Annotated in this window: 24 protein-coding genes and 1 tRNA gene; 17 read left to right on the plus strand and 8 right to left on the minus strand. The window is 61.5% G+C overall.

What is annotated here, in order from left to right; genetic code table 11:
• The first annotated feature begins 29 nt into the window (after window positions 1-29).
• Both ccsB and QP994_RS09295 read left to right on the plus strand, forming a co-directional pair.
• Window positions 30-1,046, plus strand: coding sequence for a c-type cytochrome biogenesis protein CcsB (ccsB, locus tag QP994_RS09290; protein ID WP_284866411.1), 1,017 nt, complete (start codon window positions 30-32; stop codon window positions 1,044-1,046).
• 116 nt (window positions 1,047-1,162) lie between these two features.
• The gene (locus QP994_RS09295; protein WP_284856000.1) at window positions 1,163-1,411 is read left to right on the plus strand and encodes a helix-turn-helix domain-containing protein; all 249 of its coding nucleotides are present in this window, start codon (window positions 1,163-1,165) and stop codon (window positions 1,409-1,411) included.
• Window positions 1,412-1,511: 100 nt separating this feature from the next.
• On the opposite strand, the gene QP994_RS09300 is transcribed toward QP994_RS09295, so the two are convergent.
• The gene (locus QP994_RS09300) at window positions 1,512-1,796 is read right to left on the minus strand and encodes a hypothetical protein (RefSeq protein WP_284866413.1); all 285 of its coding nucleotides are present in this window, start codon (window positions 1,794-1,796) and stop codon (window positions 1,512-1,514) included.
• A gap of 60 nt (window positions 1,797-1,856) precedes the next feature.
• Here QP994_RS09300 and QP994_RS09305 point away from each other — a divergent pair, with 60 nt between their 5' ends.
• A complete protein-coding gene (locus tag QP994_RS09305; RefSeq protein WP_284856002.1) occupies window positions 1,857-2,195 on the plus strand; it encodes a DUF4229 domain-containing protein in 339 nt (112 codons plus the stop codon).
• 10 nt (window positions 2,196-2,205) lie between these two features.
• Here the strand turns inward: QP994_RS09305 and QP994_RS09310 are convergent, their stop codons facing one another.
• Both QP994_RS09310 and QP994_RS09315 read right to left on the minus strand, forming a co-directional pair.
• A complete protein-coding gene (locus QP994_RS09310) occupies window positions 2,206-3,147 on the minus strand; it encodes an AEC family transporter (RefSeq protein WP_284866415.1) in 942 nt (313 codons plus the stop codon).
• A 42-nt stretch (window positions 3,148-3,189) separates the two neighbouring features.
• Window positions 3,190-4,161 (minus strand): 1,4-dihydroxy-2-naphthoate polyprenyltransferase, encoded by a 972-nt coding sequence (locus QP994_RS09315; RefSeq protein ID WP_284866441.1) that lies wholly within the window; start codon window positions 4,159-4,161, stop codon window positions 3,190-3,192.
• Window positions 4,162-4,261: 100 nt separating this feature from the next.
• Here QP994_RS09315 and QP994_RS09320 point away from each other — a divergent pair, with 100 nt between their 5' ends.
• On the plus strand, window positions 4,262-5,143 hold the full coding sequence (locus QP994_RS09320) for a glycosyltransferase (RefSeq protein ID WP_284866417.1): 882 nt from the start codon (window positions 4,262-4,264) through the stop codon (window positions 5,141-5,143).
• Between the two features lie 4 nt (window positions 5,144-5,147).
• Here the strand turns inward: QP994_RS09320 and QP994_RS09325 are convergent, their stop codons facing one another.
• From QP994_RS09325 to menE, 3 genes are all read right to left on the minus strand, one after another.
• Window positions 5,148-6,293: a type II toxin-antitoxin system HipA family toxin gene (locus tag QP994_RS09325; RefSeq protein ID WP_284866419.1), complete on the minus strand. Its 1,146-nt coding sequence runs from the start codon at window positions 6,291-6,293 to the stop codon at window positions 5,148-5,150.
• A complete protein-coding gene (locus QP994_RS09330) occupies window positions 6,290-6,505 on the minus strand; it encodes a helix-turn-helix transcriptional regulator (RefSeq protein ID WP_284866421.1) in 216 nt (71 codons plus the stop codon). Before QP994_RS09330 ends, QP994_RS09325 begins: the two co-directional genes overlap by 4 nt.
• 197 nt (window positions 6,506-6,702) lie before the next feature.
• Window positions 6,703-7,851 carry an o-succinylbenzoate--CoA ligase gene (gene menE / locus QP994_RS09335; protein ID WP_284866423.1) on the minus strand — a complete coding sequence of 383 codons (1,149 nt, stop codon included), beginning with the start codon at window positions 7,849-7,851 and terminating at the stop codon, window positions 6,703-6,705.
• Window positions 7,852-7,926: 75 nt separating this feature from the next.
• Between menE and QP994_RS09340 the strand changes: the two genes are divergently transcribed.
• From QP994_RS09340 to QP994_RS09360, 5 genes are all read left to right on the plus strand, one after another.
• Entirely contained in the window at window positions 7,927-9,084 is a 1,158-nt protein-coding gene (locus QP994_RS09340; RefSeq protein WP_284866443.1) for a sensor histidine kinase, read from the plus strand.
• Between the two features lies 1 nt (window position 9,085).
• Window positions 9,086-9,736 carry a response regulator transcription factor gene (locus QP994_RS09345; RefSeq protein WP_284866425.1) on the plus strand — a complete coding sequence of 217 codons (651 nt, stop codon included), beginning with the start codon at window positions 9,086-9,088 and terminating at the stop codon, window positions 9,734-9,736.
• Window positions 9,737-9,794: 58 nt separating this feature from the next.
• Window positions 9,795-10,508 carry an ATP-binding cassette domain-containing protein gene (locus QP994_RS09350; RefSeq protein ID WP_284866446.1) on the plus strand — a complete coding sequence of 238 codons (714 nt, stop codon included), beginning with the start codon at window positions 9,795-9,797 and terminating at the stop codon, window positions 10,506-10,508.
• 4 nt (window positions 10,509-10,512) lie between these two features.
• On the plus strand, window positions 10,513-11,952 hold the full coding sequence (locus QP994_RS09355) for an ABC-2 family transporter permease (RefSeq protein ID WP_284866427.1): 1,440 nt from the start codon (window positions 10,513-10,515) through the stop codon (window positions 11,950-11,952).
• Between the two features lie 136 nt (window positions 11,953-12,088).
• Window positions 12,089-13,552: a PepSY domain-containing protein gene (locus QP994_RS09360; protein ID WP_284866429.1), complete on the plus strand. Its 1,464-nt coding sequence runs from the start codon at window positions 12,089-12,091 to the stop codon at window positions 13,550-13,552.
• On the opposite strand, the gene QP994_RS09365 is transcribed toward QP994_RS09360, so the two are convergent.
• Entirely contained in the window at window positions 13,549-14,514 is a 966-nt protein-coding gene (locus QP994_RS09365; RefSeq protein ID WP_284866431.1) for a 1,4-dihydroxy-2-naphthoyl-CoA synthase, read from the minus strand. The two genes, QP994_RS09360 and QP994_RS09365, sit on opposite strands and share 4 nt — an antisense overlap.
• 159 nt (window positions 14,515-14,673) lie before the next feature.
• Between QP994_RS09365 and QP994_RS09370 the strand changes: the two genes are divergently transcribed.
• The 6 genes from QP994_RS09370 (at window position 14,674) to QP994_RS09395 (ending at window position 20,351) form a co-directional block, all read left to right on the plus strand.
• Window positions 14,674-15,711 carry an o-succinylbenzoate synthase gene (locus QP994_RS09370; RefSeq protein WP_284866448.1) on the plus strand — a complete coding sequence of 346 codons (1,038 nt, stop codon included), beginning with the start codon at window positions 14,674-14,676 and terminating at the stop codon, window positions 15,709-15,711.
• Window positions 15,704-16,288 carry a hypothetical protein gene (locus QP994_RS09375; RefSeq protein WP_284866433.1) on the plus strand — a complete coding sequence of 195 codons (585 nt, stop codon included), beginning with the start codon at window positions 15,704-15,706 and terminating at the stop codon, window positions 16,286-16,288. Before QP994_RS09370 ends, QP994_RS09375 begins: the two co-directional genes overlap by 8 nt.
• Window positions 16,289-16,315: 27 nt before the next feature.
• Window positions 16,316-17,959 (plus strand): 2-succinyl-5-enolpyruvyl-6-hydroxy-3-cyclohexene-1-carboxylic-acid synthase, encoded by a 1,644-nt coding sequence (menD, locus tag QP994_RS09380; protein ID WP_284866435.1) that lies wholly within the window; start codon window positions 16,316-16,318, stop codon window positions 17,957-17,959.
• Between the two features lie 84 nt (window positions 17,960-18,043).
• Window positions 18,044-18,433 carry a DUF3592 domain-containing protein gene (locus QP994_RS09385; RefSeq protein WP_284866450.1) on the plus strand — a complete coding sequence of 130 codons (390 nt, stop codon included), beginning with the start codon at window positions 18,044-18,046 and terminating at the stop codon, window positions 18,431-18,433.
• A 51-nt stretch (window positions 18,434-18,484) separates the two neighbouring features.
• On the plus strand, window positions 18,485-19,648 hold the full coding sequence (locus QP994_RS09390; protein ID WP_284866451.1) for a glycosyltransferase family 4 protein: 1,164 nt from the start codon (window positions 18,485-18,487) through the stop codon (window positions 19,646-19,648).
• A gap of 16 nt (window positions 19,649-19,664) precedes the next feature.
• Window positions 19,665-20,351: a demethylmenaquinone methyltransferase gene (locus tag QP994_RS09395; RefSeq protein WP_284866437.1), complete on the plus strand. Its 687-nt coding sequence runs from the start codon at window positions 19,665-19,667 to the stop codon at window positions 20,349-20,351.
• A gap of 20 nt (window positions 20,352-20,371) precedes the next feature.
• Here the strand turns inward: QP994_RS09395 and QP994_RS09400 are convergent, their stop codons facing one another.
• Entirely contained in the window at window positions 20,372-21,622 is a 1,251-nt protein-coding gene (locus QP994_RS09400; protein ID WP_284866439.1) for a geranylgeranyl reductase family protein, read from the minus strand.
• 92 nt (window positions 21,623-21,714) lie between these two features.
• On the opposite strand from QP994_RS09400, the gene QP994_RS09405 reads away from it, so the two are divergent.
• Together QP994_RS09405 and QP994_RS09410 are read left to right on the plus strand one after the other, a co-directional pair.
• A complete protein-coding gene (locus tag QP994_RS09405) occupies window positions 21,715-22,731 on the plus strand; it encodes a polyprenyl synthetase family protein (protein WP_284856015.1) in 1,017 nt (338 codons plus the stop codon).
• Window positions 22,732-22,802: 71 nt separating this feature from the next.
• A tRNA-Tyr gene (locus QP994_RS09410) sits at window positions 22,803-22,888 on the plus strand.
• Window positions 22,889-22,999: the final 111 nt, after the last annotated feature.

A 22,999-nucleotide genomic window follows, 5' to 3' on the forward strand; every position in this document is an offset into this window, starting at 1 on the left:
TTGAGGGCGCGTGGAGTAGGGTTATTCGCATGTTGGTCAACTCCACCCTCGCCGACGTTTCCGATTTGTCGCTGCGTACGGCATTCGCTGTTTATATTGTTTGCCTGATTCTTTCCTGCATTCACTCCATGCGCGCGCAGGCCGTCATCGACCTCAAGCGTGAGCGTGCTGCGGTGGAGGAGAAAGAACTCGTCGCTGTCGGTGGCGGTGCTGGGGTGGAGAAGCCACGTTCGTCTGAACTAGGCAGCATCACCGTTACTGACGAGGACATTGATGCCGCTCGCCTGCGCGCCCGCAAGATGGCTGGCAGCACCCAGTACCTGACGTGGGTGGGCATCATCTTCCACGTGGTCGCTGTGGTCACGCGTGGCATGTCCGTGAGCCGTTTCCCCATGGGCAACATGTACGAGTTTGTGATCACCTCGACCGCTGTGACCATGGTCGCCGCCGCCGTGATCATCCAGCGTCGTGGCTGGCACACCACTTGGCCGTGGCTGCTCGCGCCGAACATCGTGCTGCTCTTCCTGGCCGCCACCGTGCTGTATGCCCAGGCTGCTCCGCTCGTGCCTGCACTGCAGAGCTTCTGGTACCCCTTCCACGTGTCCACCGTGTCCGTGGGTGCTTCCATCGGCCTGATCTCCGGCATGTTCTCCCTGCTGTACCTGCTGCGCATCTGGCAGCCGCGCGGGGAGGAGAAGGGCTTCTTCGGCGCGATTGCGAAGCCTCTGCCCAGCGCTAAGAAGCTGGATTCTTACGCCTACCGCACCGCGATTATCACCCTGCCTGTCTTCGGTATTGGCATCATGCTCGGCGCGATCTGGGGTGAGGTCGCATGGGGTCGCTTCTGGGGTTGGGACCCGAAGGAAACCGTCGCCCTGATCACCTGGATCCTCTACGCCGCGTACCTCCACGCCCGCGCTACCGCCGGCTGGAAGAACGCCAAGGCGGCGTGGATCAACGTGGCTGCTTTTGCAACAAGTATCTTCAACTTGTTCTTCATCAACCTCGTTGCATCTGGCCTTCACTCCTACGCGGGGCTCAATTAGCCTGTAAAAATCCTCAGGGGCGGGTATCTTGTAATAACAAGTTAGGTTTTCGGATGGTTAGTCCGCTGAAACCCTGTTAGAACTCTGTTATGCTCTGCCCATGAAGGAGCCCTCGCGTGCCTAATCCCCGCAATAAACAAGGCAAGCCCGCCAGCGACATCCCCGTCTTGATTGAACTCGGCGCCGCCCTTGCCCAGTACCGGCGTGAGGCTGGTCGCCTACAGCAGGAAGTCGCTGATGCCGCAGGCGTCTCGCGCTCAACGCTGCACACCATCGAACGTGGCGGTGCCGGGGTGCGCTGGGAGAAGGTCGTTGCCGTCGCCCAGGCCCTGGGGCTTGAGCCGCAATGGACAGAAAAGAAGTAGTTGCGGGGGATAGGTGTGATCGACTTTGGAAAGTCGGTCGCATGTCCTGCGAGTTTAATGAATTCCTGCAGCAGATCAGGATCTGTGTAGCGCTGGCCCTCTAGTCGTCTTGTTCCTCTTCTCGCTGCTGCTCGCGGCGCAGCCGGCGTTCCTCTTCCTCCCGGACGCGGCGCTCTGCTTCTTCCTTTGCGCGGCGTTCTTTGAACCGGTTCTTCTCAATGTTCCACAGGAACTCTTCATCATCGTCCGGCCCTTTAATGGCGGGCGGCTGCTGCACATTCTTGGTCCGCAGCGGGCCGTAGCGTTCAGAACTGCCTGGGCCGAAAGCGCGCCATAGCAGCCAGACGGCCAGAACGATCAGAAGCAAAAGAATTAACCGACCCATGCCTTCCAACATACTGGCTCGAACTGGTTCTCCACACAACGCCAGGGACGGCTAAGGTCAATGGCTGTGACAGACCCAAAGACGAACCAGACCACAGACTCCGCGCCAACCGTTGACCCGGAGGCCCGCTCGCGCGCTAACCGCGCCGCGTTGAAGTACGGGGCGCTGCGGTTCGGCCTTTTCGTTCTGCTTGCCGTGGTCATTCAGATCGTGGCTGTGGTGATTGATGCGCCGGTGCCCATTGTCATGTCGGCGCTGCTGGCCCTGATCGTGGCGTTCCCGCTGTCCATGCTGGTGTTTACCAAACAACGCGTTGAAGCCACCGAGGCGATGGCCGTGTGGAACAGCCAGCGTAAGGCTCGCAAGCAGTGGGTGAGTGATGAGTTGGCGGGGCGTTAAAGTTCCCCTTTTAAATTCCTTTGCCAAAGAGCAAAGCGATCACAACCATCGCGGGCAGGGACAAAAACGTGGTGATGAACACGGTGTCTCGCGCCACGGTCTCACCGGCGCGGAAGTTCGCGGTGTAGTTGTACACGTTTTGGGCGGTGGGCAGAGCCGACAGATTGACCGCGGCGTAGAGTGCTGAACCTTCAATGCCAGCCGCCACGCCAACAGCCCAGGCGACAGCGGGCATCACCGCGAGTTTCAAGAACGACGCGGTGATCGTCGCTGGCCGATCCGGCCCCGGCGACAGCACCGCGCCGCCGCGGAGGCTGGCGCCGAAGCTCATGAGGATCATGGGGATGGAAGCACCCGCCAGAGTTTCCAGTGGCGCCATCACTGGGTCCGGAATTGTCCACTCCATTGACGCGAACACCAAGCCAAGGAGCGGTGCCACAACAACGGGAGCAGTCAGCCCTGATTTCACGGCTTCCCACACATTCCGCCCACGGGACCCCGGTGCGGTGGGGTCCGCGCTTAAGCCAGCGATGACGATGGGGGAGACAATCACCATCTGCATGAGCAGCACCGGCGGCATGTAGGCGGCATCACCGATGACGTAAATGGCAATGGGCAACCCGATGTTCACGGAGTTGAAGTAACTAGCGGACGCAGCGCCAGCCATCCGCGTTGGCACATCTGCCTGGAAGAACAGCCGGGAGATTACCCAGAACACCGCCATGGTGATCGCGGTGGCAATGAACACCACGACCACGACGGGGGAAATGAACGTCGATGCATCAGACGTGGCCACCGTGGTGAACAGCAGCGCCGGGGAGGCAACCCAGTACGCGACGCGGTTGAACATGAGGCGCTGATCCCCAGCGCCAATGACTCCTCTTTGCGCGAGCACATAACCAGCGCCGATCACCACGAAGATGATGGCGAAGCCGGTTAAGACATCAACCACGTAAAAGCGCCTCCTTGGGAAACGTCGAAAAGCTTGCTTTGGCTACCGGTCGATGTAGACGGTCCACCCAAAGTCCTGGTATCCATCCACGGTGTAAGGGACTGTTTCACCCACCCACCACATGGGGGAGGCAGCGGTGAGTGCGACCGCAGTGACCAGGGACCACACCAGCATGGCGCGCCCATTGCGCCCCAGAACGGGGATGAGATCCGGGCCTTGCGCGCCGCGTTGAACCACCATGATCGAGCTGATCGCCCACGGCAGCGCCACGAGAGCGAGCAACGTGGTGAGGAGGGTCGTAGCAAGAATGAGCGTAACCACGAAGGGGATCAGGGTCAGCACACTAAACAGGATGCGGGCGCGTTTATCCCCGAGCTTTACAGCGAGGGTGACCTTCCCAGCTTCCTTATCCGTGGGGATGTCCCGGATGTTGTTGGCCAGGTTGATTGCCGCGGAGATCGCACCCACCGCCACGGCACACGCCACGCCCACCCACGTCACGGTGAGTGACTGCGTGAACTGGGTGCCCAGCACCGCCACGAGGCCGAAGAAGATGAATACGGAGACCTCGCCCAAACCCCGATAGCCGTACGGGTTCTTCCCGCCGGTATAAAACCACGCGGCAAGAATGCACACCGCGCCAACGAGGATGAGCCACGGTTCAGAGATCAGCGCTAGCACCAGGCCAGCAAGGCCGGCAATACCAAAAGAGATGAACGCAGCCCGCTTCACGTTCTCCGGGCGGGTTTTCCCGGAAGCGGTCAGGCGCGCGGGGCCCGAACGGTCATTGTCGGTCCCGCGCACGCCGTCGGAATAGTCATTGGCGTAGTTCACACCAATGATGAGCCCCATGGACACGATGAGAGCCAAGAAGGCTAGGGGGAGGCTCCACCAGAACTCATAAGCCGCTGCACCAGTACCCACGACAACGGGGGCTACCGCGTTGAACCACGTGTGCGGGCGTGCCGCCTGCCACCAGTCACGGAAAGTAGCTGATCCACTATCTTCTGGCATGTCAGCAGGGTCGGAGGAAGGGGTAAGAGGCGCGGAATCCATGTTGTCCATCATGCACTCAAAGTGGGCGCGGAGGGAAGCTGGGATAAAGTAGCGCTTCATGTGGATCGACTATGCCGTCCGCCAGGTGCTCCACACGGCGGGCACTTTCGCGCGCCAACCGGGTTTGTTGTTGGCAACAAAGGCGCACTCATTGTCGCTCCCCGACGCATCCACGGCAAGGGAGGGGGACACCGTCATTTCCCTAACCACCTACGGCAAACGCCTGTCCACCGCGGTGTACGCCATCGCGTCGCTCCTCGTGGGGACGGTGCGCCTGCCGGTGATCTTGTGGCTCGATGCGGAGGACTTCAATGGCCCGTGGCCACCGAGGTTGAAGCGCCTGGTTCAACGCGGCCTCGATGTGCGGTGCTCTGACGGCAAGTACGGCCCGCACACTAAGTACTACGGCACCTTCCAAGAGTTCGCTGGCAAGGGCGTGCGCGTGATCACGGTGGATGATGACATGATGTATCCACGGTGGTTCGTGGAAAAGCTACTGAATGCGGCGGACGCATCCCCGCGCAACGTTGTTGCCTACCGTGCGCACACGATCACGATGAACGAGGCCGCCCTCGCTCCGTACCGCCTCTGGACCGCCACCTTCACCACAGACCCCTCCTTCCGCCACTTCGCCACCGGCGTGTCCGGAGTGATCTACCCAGCGTCGATGGTGGAATTCGTCGCTGCTCGCGGCAAGGAATTTCAAGGAAAAGCACCGCTTGCGGACGACGTCTGGCTCAACCACTGCGCCCTCCGCTCCGGCCACCGCGTCCGGCAGGTGTTCCCCCACCCGCGAGAGTTCTCCATCATCCCAATGTCCCAGCGCCAAGCCCTAGTGCGCAGCAACCAGTGGGGTGGGGGCAATGACGTTCAACTCGAAGCCACGTACACCGATGAGGACATCGCTGTGCTTCTCAACGAACCCACGGACGAGGACTAGCCCACTAGAGCCATAGTTGGCGGCGGTGGCTCAGAACGCGGCGGAGATCCCGCGCGCGACGGGCATCAAAGTCAGTCGCCGCAATAATCTGCTCTGCTGCATCCTCTGTGGCGACAAGGGCAAGACGCATAACAGAGTCCGTCGCCCTTGCATTCAAACCGATCTCGGCGCAGAAAGCCCGAAAAACCTTTCCACTGATGTTGTCCTTTCTGCCCTGGATGGACAGCGCCATCGTGGTGCCGCCGTAGGGGAGGGTGGACGGAATATCGTAGATGGGGGAGACCTCTGCCATTCCGCCTCGCCAGATCAATGACATGTTCTTGGCGTGGAGATCGCCGTTGCCCGTCAGCCATGCCAATGCCACCTGAAAAGCGAGATTGCGAGCTGTCAATAATGGTGAAGAGCTCACCGCCATAAGTGCTTGCACCACCTCCTCCATCGCTGGGTTGTACTTCTCACTGGGGTAGAGCCCCATGATCTGGGCGCCGTCTTCGACATGAAGCCGTTCAACCCCCACGCGGTCGAAGCGGGAGATGAGGAGGCCGGGGCGGGAGGAGGCGTCGGTAAGCAATTGCACCTGCGCTAACGGAAACCCTGCGGTGCGGGCAATGCTGAAGCACGCTGCTTCATTTTCCACGAGCTGTGGGTACTCAGGGGGCGAAACTTTGAGAATGTACTCGGTGCCAGCGCCGCGGACTGGGGCCGCGATTGTGCGGGCGGATGCTTTATCCTGCACTCCCGGCACGGCGATCGGGTCGGTGATCCCCGCGGTGGTCAGTGCTTGTGAAAAGTCGAGTTCGCCATCTAAAGCGATGGCTGCGGAAGTCGGCTGGGGTTGCTGCCCATGGGGAACCACCACAACGTCCCCAACCGTGTTGGACCCAACGGCAAGGAGCAACGCCAGTTCATCATCCAGCGATGCCTTCACTGTGCGCTTGAGGCTAGAAAGACGCCGACCTTCCGGCAGCAAATTGGTGAAAAACGGGGGAATCGCCCCACCAAACGTGGTGTAAGGCGAACCCTGAATAGGCAAACTGGTTGCGACCGCGCCAGGGGCGTCCGCTACATAGTGAAACTCGGTGACACCACCTGGCTGCTTGGAGAAATAGCCGGCAAGCACGCCTGCCTTGTACACATCCGCGACAATCACAGCAGATCACCCCGGTGGACCCGTGGCTCTAAGTCGAAGCCGAGGGTGGATAGCACGGTGAAGACCTTGCCCACTTCGGCCGTTGGTTTGCCCTTCTCCAGCTCTCGCAGGAAACGATCCGAGACCCCCGCCAGGTCGGCGAGGTCTACCTGTGTCAGGCCGACGCGTTTACGTTGGGCCCGAACGAACTGGCCAAGTTCGCTGACGTCCATTGGCGTGGCTCCTCTCTTGCGTTGTGGGTGTGGCGGAGCGGGCGTTCCGAATTTGCTTGGTTGTGGATATCAGGTTACCTGTGGGCCGCCAGAAACGGAATGGGCGATCCGAATTTCGTGATTCTCGGGCGGACTGAGTCTTGATGAACGCTGGATCGGTGCGTACGTTCCGAATTTGGTGGGCGGGGCCCGGGACTTTAGACCTCCCCGGCGAAGATTGCCGCGACGGCGCGACGGTCGGGTTTGCCGGGGCCGGTGGTGGGGATCATGCGGAAGTGGCGGAGGTCTTTGGGGATCTGCCAGCGGGGGAGATCATCAAACGCTTCGATGAGGTCACCTAACTCGGCGGAGCCGGAGTAGGCGGCGCAGATGCGGTGGCCGAAGCGGTCATCGGGAACACCGACGACGCAGGCGCCGGTGACGCCGTCGAGGGAGAGCATGAACTCCTCAAGCAGTTCGGGCTGCAGTTTGAGTCCGCCGGTTTCAATGAGGTTGTCCAAGCGTCCACTGACGGTGAGAACCCCGTCAGTGAGTTCACCGGCATCGGAGGTGATGAACCAGCCAGGTTCGGCAAAGGCTTCGTGGTCAGGCAGGTTGCGGTAGCCGTGGGCGATCATGGGTCCACCAAGGTGGATGCGGCCATCGCGGACGCGGACGTGGGCGCCGGCGATGGGCTGGCCGTCATACACACAGCCGCCGGAGGTTTCGGAGGAGCCGTATGTGGTCACCACATTGATGCGCAGTTTGGCTGCCGAGTCGAGCATTTTCGGGTTGATGCGGCCACCGCCGACCAAGATGGCGTCGAAAAGCCTCAAGGCTTCGATCCCGGCGAGGGTGCTCATGATCTTGTTGAGCTGCATCGGGGCGAGCGAGGTGTACATGCGGTCGCCGGTGGCGGCGAGTGTTTCGGCGCGTGCGACGAAGTCGGAGGTGTGGAAGCCGTCGGTGAGGTCGACGAATTCCGGCTCGACGCCGGCGACCATGCTGCGCACGAGGACCTGTAGGCCCGCGATGTGGTGCGCCGGCATGGCCAGCAGCCACTGACCCGGGCCACCCAAAGCCTGATGGGTGGCATCGGCGCTGGAGATGAGGTTCACCGGCGTGAGTTGCGCACCCTTCGGCGTGCCCGTGGAACCGGAGGTGGCCACCACCACCGCGATATCGTCTGCGATGGACTGGCCGGCGCGCATGCTCACGCGGAGTTTATCCGCCCGCGTCGGGTCATTCGCCGGGACTGGGAGCACAGCGCATTCGCCAGAGATCGCCGCTTCCAGGTCCGGCATGATCGTCAGGGGATCAGCCAGATCAACGGGGAGGAGTTCGAGCATGTTGGGCACGCGCGTCATCCTAGCGTGAGTCAATCTCCTCCTGTGGGAGGAGGAGTCGGGCTGGGGCAGCGGGATAGGCTCATGTTTGTGCGTATGAAATCCGGTGAGCTCGTTGTCACTTCGCTGGCGGCTGGGTTGGCGCTGGTGTACACGGTGCCGCTGTTCACTGGCCATGTAGCTGCCCAGGATTGGGTTCAAGTGCTTCTGTCCTGGTGTTTTGTTGGGGCGCTGTCACGGTGGCAGAGAAATCCGTTGACATCATCAACATTGATGGTGTTGTTGAACGTGGCGTGGTCAGTGCTGTGGGTAGCTGCGCCGACGAATATTGGTTACGCGGTGTGGGTGATGTTGGTTCCGCTTGCGGTTTATACCGGACGCCGTCACGCCCAGGACATCCCCGAGGACACGAGGGGTGGTAGTGCGCGAGTTCGTGGAATGTGGCAAGCCAAACTACTCACCGCGGTGGCGGCAGCGTGGTGTTTCATCTCCCCGTTTATGTGGACGTGGGATGAGGACTTCATGCTGTTCTACCGGCGGCCGCCCGATGCAGCGTTGACATTGTTGTTTCACTGGGCGGTCATTGCCGTGGCGTATCTTCTTGCGGTAAGTGGGGCTGCTGAAGAGGAGACGAAGAAACATAGGTCGCACATGCGGGAGCAACGTTTAGTTGCGGCGCGGGAGGAGGAGCGGCTGAACACGGCCCGCGATATCCACGATGTGCTGGGTCATTCACTGACACTGATCAAGGTGCAGGCTCATGCTGGACTGACTGCCGGGACGGAACGAGAATCGCTCGAGCTTATCCGAGACACAGCGGGGGACGCTCTCGCGGATATTCGCTTGCTGGTTAAAGGGCTGCGGGATGAGGGTCCGGGACTCACGCCTGCCGGCACGGCCGAATCACTTCCAGCCGTGATCGAGCGTTTTCGTACCAGTGGCTTGGAGGTCACGCTCGATGCTCCGGAGCGGTTGAACGTGCCCACGGTCACGGCGCAGGCGCTGAACAGGATCGTCGCGGAAGCGCTGACTAATGCAGTCAAGCACCAGGAGAATCCGGTCGCAGAGGTCGCTGTTGAGCAGCGAGCGGAGGCGATCCGTGTGACCGTTTCGTCGGTGGGGCGTACGCAGGCGCATCCGGGGGCGGGCACGGGGATCGTCGGTATGCGGGAGCGTGCACGCGCGACGGGCGGGACTTTCGACATTGAGCACGAAGACAACAAGGTCACTGTCACTGCTGTGTTGGGAGTCTGAGATGCGCATTTTGCTTGCCGACGATCAACCGCTCCTCCTCCACGCCCTCACCACCATCCTGAACGCGCAACCGGATTTTGAGGTGGTGGCTACCGCTGCTGATGGTAAAAGAGCAGTGGAGCAGGTCAGGCAACACGACATTGATGTGGCTGTGCTGGATATCCGTATGCCTGTCCTTGATGGGATTTCCGCGGCACGTCAGATCATGCCACTTGGCCCGAAAGTGATCATGTTGACCACCTTTGATGATGATGCGTTGGTAAAAGCTGCGATTGAAGCCGGCGTTCACGGATTCCTGCTCAAAGACGCTGACCCGGAGGTACTGGCGGAGGCCATCCGGACGGTTTTTCGTGGTGAATCTGTCCTGGCTAGTGGTGTGACAGGGAAGGTGCTGGAGTGGGTGCGAGGTGGGGTGGATAGGCACAACGCTCTAAGTAACGAGCAGAGGCAAGCCCTTTCCTTTCTCACCCGACGCGAGGTGGAGGTGCTGGCCGAAATTGGAACTGGAGCAACGAATGCGGAGCTAGCTCAGCGGCTATTTATCGCGGAAACCACAGTGAAAACACATGTGAAGAATTTGCTGCACAAGCTCGGTGCACGCGACCGAGTTGCCCTGGTGCTCTTTGCGCAGCGCGCTGGGATAGTGGACTAGAAAATCCTCCCACGGGGGGATTACACATCTGACCTGGACAACAAAGATGGTGTGCATGATCAGTTCGCACCTTGCTTGTTCAGATGTTTCCGTTACTTTTGGTGACCACCATGTCTTGAAAGATGTGTCGCTGACAACGTCACCTGGTCGTGTGCATGCGCTGCTTGGCCCGAACGGTGCCGGCAAGTCCACGCTGATGTCGATGCTGCTTGGCCTGATTAAGCCCGATCATGGCAACGTGACGTTGATGGGGCAGCCTTTCAAGCGATCCCAGTTGCGTTTTGTTGGGGCCTCCATCAATGACCCGGCGTTTTACGGCCACCTCAGTGCCCGCGACAACCTGCGGGTACACACAACATTGCTCGGTCTGCCGGATTCGGAGGCAGATCGAGTCATTGAGCTTGTCGGGCTGGAGGCCGCGGGGAAGAAGAAAGCCTCACATTTCTCCACTGGCATGAAAGGACGCCTGGCGTTAGCGCAGGCGCTGCTCGGCGAACCACCAGTGTTGATGCTCGATGAACCTCAGAACGGCCTTGACCCGGAGGGCATCGCGCACCTGCGTGAGTATTTGAAGGACTATGCCCGTGCTGGGCGTACCGTGCTGGTCAGTTCGCATCAGCTTGGTGAGGTCCTTCACCTGGCCGATGATGCCACCGTGATCGCCGATGGCACCGTGCGGTTTGCAGGCGAATTACGCGAGCTTGGCCCGAACCTGGAGGAATCCTTCTTCCAGCTCACCCGTGGCACTGCTGCGAACGGGGAGGTGCTCTAAAACAATGCGGGAACTGCGTGCTGAATGCATCCGTGCGAAAGGCTCCGTCCTGTGGTGGCTCGCCGGCAGTGGTCTAGTGCTGGGCTTAGTCCTGTCGGGAATGTCGCTGGCCGGCGTTGTTGAAGACGCTTCCGACATGCTCAACTGGCAAGCATTGCTGGTCACGGGCATGCTCGCGCCGATCGCCGCGCTGTATGCAGGGCTGGTGGAGCAACGGGAAAAACAGTCGCGCTCGGGCGGAACGCTGTGGCGCCCGGCATCGCAGCATGCGACACGCGCTGCCCGGCTTGTGGTGGTGTGGGTAGCGCTTGGCTTATTTTTCTTGCTCGATTTCGGTGCGACATGGGCGCTTGCTGCGCTTTTCGGTCTCGAGCACGCGGCGCGCGTCCTATTGATCGGAGTTTTCACGTGGGTCGGTTCGCTCGGTGTTGCTGGCGTAGCTGCGGCAGTGAGCCGCCGCTACGGTCTTATCGTTGCGCTCGCTGGTTCCCTCATTTGGCAGTTCCTCGGCTATTTCGCGGAGCATGACTGGTGGTGGCTCAGCCCCGGCGCGTGGCCTATGCGTCTCGTGCTGCCCACGATGAGGCTGCACTTCAATGCAACACCATTGGAGGCAGATTCGCCGTTGCGGTATGAGTCACCGTGGCCGGCCTTCGCTCTGTGCGTGCTGCTCGCCGTGGTGGGGATGGCGTGCACAGTGCTTGTTCCAGCGCGGCCGACGCCTCTGCGCTTGCGCCGCCAAACCGTCCATGCGGTGACCGCGCCGGTAGCTGATAACCCTGCAATACCCGCTGTGAACCGTCCGGCCGCCGTGCCACACCTGGCAGCACTTCGTGGCATTCATCGCGCTGCGTTGAATCCGGCGGTGATTGGGTGCGTGGTCTTGTCCGTGCTGGTCATGCTGCTCGCACTGCGCTACGACCCATCCGTACGCACGGGCTTGTTCACCTATGCGATCCTGCCCGTCGGTGCGGGTCTTCTCCCAGTACTCGTGTGGCCACAGTTGCGGCCGGCCTGGGTTCTCATGCAGATAGAGCACGCGCATGTCCGCGCAGCATTGCTTGGTTGGCTGCTCATTGTGGTCACGCTCGTTGCGCTCCTCGCCGCGGTGACCTGTGGGGCAATGCCTATCGACGTCGCACGTCGCCTCCTCCTCGCCGCCCTCATCGGCGGCGCGATGGTATTCCTCTCACTGGCCGTTACTGTTCGTTGGGGCGTGGGGTGGGCACTCGCTCTGACACTGGCCGTGACCATCTTCTCCGCCACGATTGGCGGAGATGTCCTTGCCAAGAGCGCGCTCTGGGTGATCGCGCCGACGGCTTGGCCGGAAACTGCCACCACTTATCCTCGCTTCATCACAGCCGTTGGATTGGGGCTTGTGTTCTTGGTCAGCAGTGCTGCCACGGCTCACTGGCAGCTCCAGGGACCACAGCGTCGGCGTTAGCTGGATTTGTGTAGGTGGGGGTAAATAATTTTCAACCGCTGACGTTTGTGTTTCTTTAAAAAACATATTTTGGGGAACTTGTGCGTCACAGGATGCGACTTTTATTGCGTCCCAATCTCAATCGAAAGGTGCACATGTGTCTCGGACAACACGCCAACGCAGCGGCTTGCCCGCGCTGACCAGAAGAATTCACTTTTATGCCGGGCTGTTTATCGCCCCGTTCATTTTCATCGCGGCACTCAGTGGCGCGCTGTATGCCATCGCGCCCACCCTGGAAAACCTCGTGTACAAAGATGTGCTGACCGTGTCCGCGCCGGAAGGCGGCGATGCCACGGAGGTGCCGCTGGCCAGCCAAATCAAGGCCGCGCAAAATTCGCACCCCGACATGGATGTGGCGCAGGTCTGGCCGTCCTCGAAGGCTGATGAGCCGACGCGCGTGCTGCTTATCGACGAATCCTTGGCCGACAACAGCGAACTCCGCAGCATCTTCGTCGACCCGTACACCGGCTCGGTGATGGGCGATGAGCCGAGCTACTCCGGTTTGGGTGAGCTGCCGCTGCGCCACTGGATTTCTGCTACACACAAAAATTTGCACCTGGGTGAGGTGGGTGAGCTCTACTCCGAGATCGCCGCGAGCTGGTTGTGGGTTGTGGCCCTGGGTGGCTTGTTCCTGTGGTGGCGCATGGCCCGCAAGCGTGCGCTGACTGGTCTGGAGAACAAGAGCGGCCGCCGCCGTAAGGTTCTCAACTTGCACGGTGTGGCTGGCACCTGGTTGCTGGTGGGCATGCTTGGCCTGTCCGCGACGGGTATCACCTGGTCTGTGTTTGCCGGTGGCAACGTCGATCGCACGATTACGTGGCTTGGCGGTAAGGCGGAACCGATTGAGACCTCGCTGGTTGCCCAGCCTGAGGCTGCTGAAGCTGATCCGCATGCGGAGCATAATCACTCCGGTGCTGCGGCTGCGGGTGGCCTGACCCCCGCACAGATTTCAGATCAAGCAGCGACCGTCCTGGACACCGCACGCGCTGAAGGCCTGACGGGGCAGGTGCGCCTCTTCGTCCCGGAAGCCACTGACCACGCGTGGCAGGCCAGCGAACGCTGGGTGCCGTGGCGTCTCACCTCCGACGCAGTGAGCGTCAACGGCGAAACCGGTGAGGTTGTAGACCGCCTGCCGTTCTCGGAGCTGCCACTGTTTTCCAAACTCACCCAGTGGGGCATCTACTTCCACATGGGCATCATGTTCGGCCTGGCTCTGCAGATCACCCTCGCCCTCGTTGCTCTGGGGATCTGCGCGATGGTGGTGATGGGCTACATCATGTGGTGGCGCCGTCGCCCCACCAAGAACGGTGTTGCCGGTGTTCCGGGCCGCGCTGATCTGACCCGCACGGACTGGGTCATCATCGCTGCCGTGGGTATCCCGGTGGGCTTGTTCCTACCGTTGCTGGGTCTCAGCTTTGCGGCCATGTTGGCAGCAGACAGACTCCTAGCGCGCCGCAGGAAGCCCGCCACGGAGTCCGCTGTGGAGTCCGAGAGCGACCTGAACGCAGGATCGAACCCGGGCCCGGAGCCAGAGCCGGAGAAAAAACCCCAGCTCGCCTAGTAATAGAACGGGAACTCGTCCCAGTTCGGCGGGCGCTTCTCCAGGAAGGAGTCGCGGCCTTCCACCGCCTCGTCGGTCATGTAGGCGAGGCGGGTGGCTTCGCCGGCGAAGACTTGTTGGCCCATGAGGCCGTCGTCAAGCAAATTGAAGGCGAATTTGAGCATGCGCTGGGCAGTGGGGGACTTGCCGTTGATTTCGCGGGCGACCTGGATGACTTCTGCTTCGAGTTCGGCGTGGTCGGCGACGATGTTCACGGCGCCCATGCGGTGCATGTCGTCGGCGGAGTAGGTGCGGCCGAGGAAGAAGATCTCGCGGGCGAATTTCTGGCCGACCTGCTTGGCCAGGTACGCCGACCCGTAGCCGCCGTCGAAGGAGCCGACATCGGCGTCGGTCTGCTTGAAGCGGGCTTCCTCGCGCGATGCGATGGTCATGTCGCACACGACGTGGAGGGAGTGCCCGCCGCCGGCCGCCCACCCGTTCACTACAGCGATGACCACCTTCGGCATCGTGCGGATGAGACGCTGAACCTCCAGGATGTGTAGGCGGCCGCCCTCGGCTTTTACGCGGGCTTCATCGACATGCTCCGCGGTGGCGGCTTCCACATCACCGTCGTGGCTGGTGGCGTACTGGTAGCCGGAACGGCCACGAATGCGCTGGTCACCGCCGGAACAGAACGCCCAGCCGCCATCCTTCGGGGAGGGTCCATTGCCGGTGAGCAGCACAACACCGACAGACGGATCCCGGCGCGCGTGGTCGAGCGCCCGGTAGAGCTCATCCACCGTGTGCGGACGGAAAGCATTGCGCACTTCTGGCCGGTTAAACGCAATGCGCACGATGCCGTTCGCGCGGCCCTCACCGGCGTGACGGTGGTAGGTGATGTCGGTGAAATCAAAACCCTCGACGGTGGTCCACTGGGATGGGTCGAAGGGCTGGGCGGTGGAATAAGTAGCGGAGTTGGTCATTCCGTCATTGTGCCATTGAGTGTGTTTGAGCGTGGTCGAGATATCTGACCGCTTGTCGGTGCAACTTTTGTAAAACCCCAGGTCGCGATTTTGAGTGGTGAGATATCTCGGATCCCTTGCGTGGCCCACTAGAGTAAACCTCCAGAACACGGCGTGGAGGTGAAGGATTTGGAGCTGGCGGACATTCTGGACCGCGCCCATGTGGTTGCGTTGCCGATGGTGGTGCCGTTCCGGGGGATCACCACGCGGGAGGCCCTCCTCATCGACGGCCCGGCGGGGTGGGGCGAGTTCGCGCCCTTCCTGGAGTACGGCGACCGCGAATCCGCCGCCTGGTTGCGCGCCGGGTTGGAGGCCGCCTACCAGGGCTATCAAGGTCTTGACATGGGGGACCGTGCGGTGCGCATCAATGGCACCGTGCCCGCGGTTGCCGCGTCTGAGGTTGAGGGGGTGCTCGAGCGCTTCCCAGGGGTGGACACCTTCAAAATCAAGGTGGCGGAGAAAGGGCAGACGCTTATCGACGGCATCTCCCGCATCGCCGCCGTCCACACCCACCGCCCCGATGCGGAACTGCGCGTGGATGCGAACGGTGGATGGTCCGTGGAGGAAGCAGTCCAGGCGGCCACTGCTTTGGCGGATGCTGCTGGTGGGATGCTGCGCTACATTGAGCAGCCGTGCAAGACAGTGGAGGAGCTGGCGGAGGTGCGTCGCCGGATAGACGTGCCGGTTGCTGCGGATGAGTCCATTAGAAAAGCCGCGGACCCGTACCGTGTTGCCGAACTTGATGCAGCGGATGTGGCGGTGGCCAAGGTGGCGCCGCTGGGTGGGGTGGGAAACACCCTGACAATTGCGAAGGATCTTGCCGCGCACAACATGAGCATCACCGTTGCTTCGGCGCTGGATACAGCAGTGGGAATTGGTGTGGGGTTGATCGTGGCGAAGGCGGTGGAGATGTCCATGGCTGGTGTCACTGTGAATGCCGCTGGGCTGGGCACACAACGGTTGTTTGTAGAGGATGTTGTGGAAAAACAGGAGCTTCGTGGCGGCTGTTTGGACGCTGCCCCGTGCGTGCCCGATGCGGACCGGTTGGCAGCGTTGGCAGCGTCAGGGGAGCGCAAGGATTTCTGGTTTGACCGGCTGCGACGGTGCTGGGACATCCTTGATGTCGCGGGTGGAAGCTACGATGTGCCCTATGGATGATCAGACGCGCAAGTTCCCGCGGGATAACTCAGACGACCGGACGGAATACTTGGGTTCGACCTCGCCGGCGCCACGGCAGTACATGCCGGATGAGGATAATCAGACGGCCTACATTGGTAATTATTCCTCCGGGTACGAGGACCGCTATAGCGATCCGGAGCCATATGACGAGCCCTATCGTCCGGCTGGCTACAACGGGCAGCAGTTCGCGCCTGAGAATGCCGAAAAATCAAACAGCACCGCTATCGCATTGGGGATTATCGCGGTGCTCATGGCGCTCGCCGGTGTGGTGCTGTTCTTTCTGTGGCGTGGTGCGGAATCGCGCGCAAACCAGCCACCACCAGCACCGGTCACACTCACCGAAACGGAAACGGTGACTACGGGGAAGGATGGCTTCTGGGAAAGCCTGTTCAACAGTGATAAAGAGGGCGACGGTGAGATCACAGTGCCCACTGAGCTGCCATCGGAATTGCCCACTGCGATTCCCACGGAGGTCCCGGAAGATGTCAGGGATGATTTCCAGAGCATGCTGGATGATTTGAAGAAGCTTATTGACGAGATGAAGGCGTCCAATTAGATCCTCATAGATCTGATGAGAAAGAGAGTGTCTAACTCAGTGGATTCCCTAGACTCCCTCACGCTGGCACAGCATGTGGCGCAGGTGCTGGCAGAGCACGTCACGGATGTGGTGTTGAGCCCCGGCTCGCGTAATTCTCCTCTTGCGTACGCCTTACTGGCACGTGAGGACATCACGGTGCACGTGCGCATTGATGAGCGTTCGGCAGCGTTCACCGCCCTTGGCCTTGCGCGGGTGCAGCGGCGCCATGTGGGTGTGGTGATGACGTCGGGCACTGCCGTAGCCAACGCCTTCCCAGCGGTGGTGGAGGCTTACATGTCCCACACGCCGCTGGTGGTAGTGAGTGCGGACCGTCCAGAGCGCCTCGTGGGTACCGGTGCATCGCAGACCATCTGGCAGCAGGGCATCTTTGGCCGCTACGCAGAAACCCAACAGGTCACATCCCCAGCCGACCCGATTTCCTTTGCAGCGGATCAAGTACACATCAACGTTGCTTTTGACACCCCGCTCGTGCCACAGGCACTGCCGGAGCCAGCAGGCCAGCCGCGCAGGGTGGGGCCGGGTCGACTGGTCCGCGACGGGGCAGCTTTTGTAGACCACGGCGTGGTGGACGTGGATCTGGATAAAAACACGCTCGTCATCGCTGGTGATGAGGCGTGGGAAGTGCCGGGCCTGGAGCACGTTCCCACCATCGCGGAGCCAACTGCGCCCACGCCGTTCCACCAGGTTCATCCGCTGGCGGCGCGATTCTTCGTCCAGGATGAGGTGGCTATTAGTCATGACGGTGGGGACTTCGCGGCGTCGACAAAGCCTGAGCAAGTCATCGTGGTCGGGCACCCGACGCTCCACCGGGATGTGCTGGCGCTCATGGGGGATTCGACCATTGAGGTCATCGGCCTGTCCCGCACGGACACCTTCACCGGTAACCCGCAGCGCCGTGGCAGCCGGGTGAACGTTACGGGGCAGCCCAGCGATACGTGGTTGAAGATCTGCGAGGCAGCAGGTGACGTTGGCGCGCAGACAGTGCGCGATGCCCTCACAGATGAGGCGTTTGGTTTCACTGGCCTGCACGCCGCGGCGGCGGTGTGTGACACGTTGGGCGTGGGCGACACGATGGTGCTGGGTTCTTCCAACCCGGTGCGCGACGCCAGCTTGGTGGGTATGCCCTTCGATGGCGTTTCGACGTTTGCGGCACGCGGCGCAGCCGGCATCGATGGGACGATCTCCCAGGCCGTTGGTATTGCCATGGCAACTCAGGCGCTTCACCCGGAGGAGATCCGCGCACCCCGCACTGTTGCGCTCATGGGGGATTTGACGTTCCTCCATGACATTGGCGGACTGCTCGTGGGCGGTGAAGGGATTGTGCAGCCGCGGCCGAGCAACCTCACCATCGTGGTGGCCAATGACAACGGTGGCGGGATCTTCGAGGGGCTTGAAGTGGGTGCGCCGACGCTGCGTGACCAGTTTGAGCAGGCTTTTGGCACCCCGCATGATGTGGATATTGAGTCCCTGTGTGAGGGCTACGGCGTTGCCTATGCGCGGGCAGAAAGCACAGCTGAGCTGACCGATGCGTTGATGGACAACATCGATTCCCCGCACCCGGTTCTGGTCATTGAGGCCGTGACTACGCGCACGTCCCGCCGGGACCTGGCTGAGCGGTTGAAGAAGTAGGGCGAAAGGGCACACCGAGTGAGAATTGTTGTGACGCGGGAGACTGTTCGTCGCCGGCTCCACCAGCTGATCATCGCGTTGTACATGTGCGCGATGCTCGGTAGCGTGGCCATGGTGGCGGGTCCGGCGTACAACGATTACCTCATCGCCAAAGACTCAGGCCGGGGTATTGCCACGGTCAACAGCGTGTCCACTCTGCGCATGTCGGTGGAGTACCAGGATGAGCAGGGGCGCTTCCACACCCCGCCGTACGGCTTGCTGTACCCATCCGGGATCGGGGAGGGGCAGCAGGTGTGGGTGGCGTATGCCAAGTCCAACCCCGACATCGTGAAGGTGGAGGGCCGTCAGTGGACGTTGGCCATCATCCCGGCGCTCTCAGTTGCTGCTGTGTCTACCCTGATTGCGGCTCTTGCTTGGTGGGCAGTGAGTGCTCTTGCCACCCCGCGTGATCGTCGGAAAAGAAAATTAACCTAAGGTTTCCCGTAATTCCATGACCAGTTCGGCGCAGGCATGGATAATGCCATCATGCGTGTTGCCATTGTTGCCGAGTCCTTCCTACCCAATGTCAATGGCGTAACCAACTCGGTTCTGCGAGTGCTGGAGCACCTCAAGGAGACGGGGGTAGAGGCAGTGGTCATCGCCCCGGGTGCTCGGGAATATCAGGAAGAAATCCCGGATTACCTTGGTTTTCCTATCGTGCGGGTGCCCACGATCATGGTGCCTCGCGTGGACTCCTTGCCCGTGGGTGTGCCCAGTGGCCGGGTGCTTCAAACGGTGAAAGAGTTCAAGCCGGACATTATCCATTTGGCCAGTCCGTTTGTGTTGGGTGGGATTGGGGCGATCGTCGCTAAGCAACAAAAAGTGCCTTGCGTTGCGCTGTTCCAGACGGATGTGGCGGGCTTTGCTGCGAAGTACCGTCTGGGCTTGCTGGAATCGGCGGCGTGGCGGTGGACGCGCAGGCTGCACAACCTGACGCAGATGACGCTGGCGCCATCCTCGGTGGCGATTTCGGAGTTGGAGGCCCACAAAGTACGAAATGTGCACAAGTGGGGCCGCGGGGTGGATTCGGTGCTGTTCCACCCGCAGAAACGCCGTGAGGATCTGCGCGCGAAGTGGGATCCGACGGGGCAGAAGAAGCTGGTTGGCTACGTAGGCCGGTTGGCGTCGGAGAAGGGCGTGGAGCGTCTCGTGGCACTGTACGGCGATCCGAATATTCAGCTGGTCATCGTGGGAGATGGGCCACTGCGGCGTGATTTGGGCAAGCTCATGCCGGGCGCAGTGTTCACGGGGCAGCTCGGCGGTGAAAAGCTCGCCGCCGCCTACGCAAGCCTGGACCTGTTCGTACACCCAGGCGAGTTTGAAACCTTCGGGCAGACACTCCAAGAAGCGCAAGCTTCAGGCGTGCCGACGATTGGGCCGCGCGCCGGTGGCCCCATCGACACCATCCAGGAGGGCTACAACGGCCTGTTGCTGGATGTGGAGACCTTCGAACGTGACCTGCCGGCAGCCGCAGCGCATATTCTCGCCGACGAGAACCTGGCCACCATGAGCGCTAACGCGCGCACATCCATCGAGGACAAGACATGGCCGGCGCTGTGTGATCAGTTGTTGGGCTACTACAACGATGTGCTCGATGCGTACCCCAAACACAAGGGTATAGACCGTTTCCCGCGCATTCACCCTGCGTGACTTAGACTCGGTGGCTATGGCCAAGGCGAACCTGGAGAAGGACCCACACGATGTTGCGGGAATGTTCGATGATGTGGGAAAGAACTACGACATCACCAACACGGTGATGACGGCTGGCCTGGACCGCTACTGGCGCAAGCGCACTCGCGAGCTGCTGGACGTCAAGCCGGGGGAGAAGGTCCTCGACCTCGCCGCCGGCACCGCCGTGTCCACCGTCGAACTGGCTAAATCCGGCGCATGGGTTGTGGCCTGCGACTTCTCCCAGGGAATGCTGCGCGCCGGGGCGCACCGCGATGTGCCGAAAGTGTGCGGGGACGCGATGCACTTGCCGTTCGCGGACGAATCTTTTGATGCCGTGACCATTTCCTACGGCCTGCGTAACGTCTACGATTTCAAGGCAGGTCTGCGCGAGATGGCACGTGTAACCAAGCCGGGTGGACGCTTGGTGGTCAACGAATTTTCCACCCCCGTCGTGCCGGTGTTCTCCCAGCTGTACAGCCGCTATTTGCCCAAGATGATCCCACTTTTAGGCAAGGTGTTTTCCTCCAACGCGCCGGCGTATGAGTACCTCGCCGAATCCATCAAGGCGTGGCCCGCGCAAAAACAGCTCGCCGCTGACATCAATGCCAACGGCTGGGCCGAGTGCGAGTGGAAGAACCTGGCGTTTGGCATCGTTGCCCTGCACCACGCAGTAAAAAACTAATACCTCGTGTGAGCGTCAGCTCACACGAGGCTCCACAGAGGCGTATCCGCGCGCAAACCACTGACAACTTTCCCGGCGGTGCGCCAGGCGCGGGCGACGAGGTCCTTGTCCTCCTCCGTGATGAGGTTGCCCATGAGACGTGCCGCTGCCGGCATGAGGTAGCGGCCACCAAGGGTGCGCATGGCCACCGGCCCGGCGATGGGGAGGAACTGGGGGTAGGTGAGCAGACGTGCGGCAGTGCGCGCAAGCATGAACGCCTCGCCGTAGCTCTCGCGCAGAACCCATGGCCAGGCCAAGGTAGCGTCCGCGCCGGGGCCTATGGATTGGATGAGGTCCACGGCCATGATGGCCGTTTCTAGTCCGTAGTCAATGCCTTCACCGTTGAGGGGGTTGACGCAGGCAGCGGCATCCCCGATGAGCATCCAGTTTGGGCCGGCCACGCCACTGACCGCGCCACCCATCGGTAACATCGCCGAGGTGATGTTCTGTGGCTCACCCAACTGCCACTCCTCGCGCACCTGGTCCGCGTACTGCACCAGGAGTTTCTTGGTGTTCACCTTCGCCGGACGGGCATTCGTGGACAGGGCGCCACAACCAAGGTTGACCTGGCCCGAGCCCAGCGGGAAGATCCAGCCGTAGCCGGGTTGGATCTGGCCATCCGCATCGTTGAGTTCGACGTGGGAGTGCATCCAGGGTTCGCTAGCAAGCGGAGACGAGCAATATGAGCGCGCGGCGATGCCGTAGACCTCCCCGCGGTGCCACTGGCGGCCGAGCTTCTTGCCAAAGGGGGAGCGCACACCGTCCGCCACGATGACCCAGCGCGCCTGGATCTGGCCGCGGGGCGTTTCCACTGCGGAGATGGAGCCGTCCGCACCGAAGGAGACGCCTGTGGCAGGGCAGTCATAAAACACGTAGGCGCCGGTGGTGGCTGCTAGTTCGGCCAAGGTGGCGTCGAAAAGCGTGCGTGGGCTGGCAGACCCTTCCGTGCCGTACACGCTGCGTGGCCACGGTGCGGTGACGGAACCCCCATAACCGTGGAGTTTCAGGCCACGGTTGCGGTAGGCGGGCAGTGCTGATTCGAGGCCGAGCTCTTTCAGCGCGTGGACCGCGCGGGGGGTCAGACCATCACCGCACGTCTTATCGCGGCCGGCGGGAGCGGCATCCACAACCACCGTGCTCATACCAGCCCGAACCGCGGCGATCGCGGCGGCGGAACCGGCGGGGCCAGCGCCGACAACCACGCAGTCATAGCGGCCTAAAAACGAATTCACGGTACTCACGGTACATATTGCCCTAATTGGATGTGGGGTGGACTACGGTAAAGGAGGTTCATATTCTCGCTGTAGACCCGCAAGGACGATAGATGACTCACGGCTCTCCTACGCCGCCCGCAGCCAGCAACCAGCTGGATCTTGGGGATGAGGCGCTGGCGGCTCGCGTTGCTGACGGGTTGGCCCGAGTGGAACAGCTCATGTTCCAGCGGCTCAACAGTGGGCAGGATTTCCTGTCCGCCAAGGTCACACACCTAGCCAAGGCTGGCGGTAAGCGATTCCGCCCGGTCATGGCCATGCTGGCTAGCGAGTTCGGCCCGCACCCCCAATCCGCCAACGTTGTGCGTGGCGCCACCATCGTTGAGATGGTGCACCTAGCCACGCTGTACCACGACGATGTGATGGATGAGGCGGACAAGCGTCGCGGAGTCGAGTCTGCCAATTCGCGGTGGACGAACACGGTAGCCATACTCTCCGGCGACTTCCTGCTGGCTGAGGCCTCCCGCATCATGAGTGAGATTGATACCGCCACCGTGGCTCACTTCGCCGAAACCTTCGGCCAGCTGGTCACCGGCCAGATGCGGGAGACCCTCGGCGCCGGCGACAACGACCCGATCGAGCATTACTTAAGCGTCATCCGTGAGAAGACCGGCGTGCTCATCGCCTCGGCCGCCCATCTCGGCGCGGTTCACTCCGGTGCGGATCAGCCCACGATTGATGCACTGACCAGGCTCGGCGAGGCCGTGGGCATGGTGTTCCAGATCGTCGACGACATCATCGACATCTTCTCCGACACCGATCAGTCCGGAAAAACACCTGGCACGGACCTGCGCGAAGGCGTGTTCACCCTGCCCGCGCTCTATGCCATGCAGGATCAAGGTCCCGCCGGGGAAGAGCTCCGTGCGCTTCTCACGGGGCCGCTTATCCACGATGCCGAGGTCACACGTGCCCTCACCCTCATCAGCCACACCGATGGCCGCGAACGTGCCCTCGACCGTGTCCGCGACTACTTGGCCGTGGTGGATGAGTGCCTGGATCAGCTCCCCGACATTCCGGCCAATGCGGCGATGCGTCAGATCGCCCGCTACACCGTCGACCGCGTGGGCTAAAGCGCGGAAACGTTTGTTAGCCAGCTGATTTGCACTTTTTCTGGGAGGCTACTGTAGAGTAGTCCAAGCACGCCAGGTTGCCCGAGCGGCCAAAGGGAGCGGACTGTAAATCCGCCGGCATTAGCCTTCAGAAGTTCGAATCTTCTACCTGGCACCAACACACCGAGAGGATCATTCCCTCGGTGTTTTTGGGGTTAAGGGTCAAAAAGTGTGTCTGGCCCCGGCGTGTCGTGGGGTTAGATTTGGCCTTTTTGGATGCCGATTGAGT

It is taken from the genome of Corynebacterium sp. MSK044 (genome assembly GCF_030232825.1).
Taxonomy (GTDB): domain Bacteria; phylum Actinomycetota; class Actinomycetes; order Mycobacteriales; family Mycobacteriaceae; genus Corynebacterium.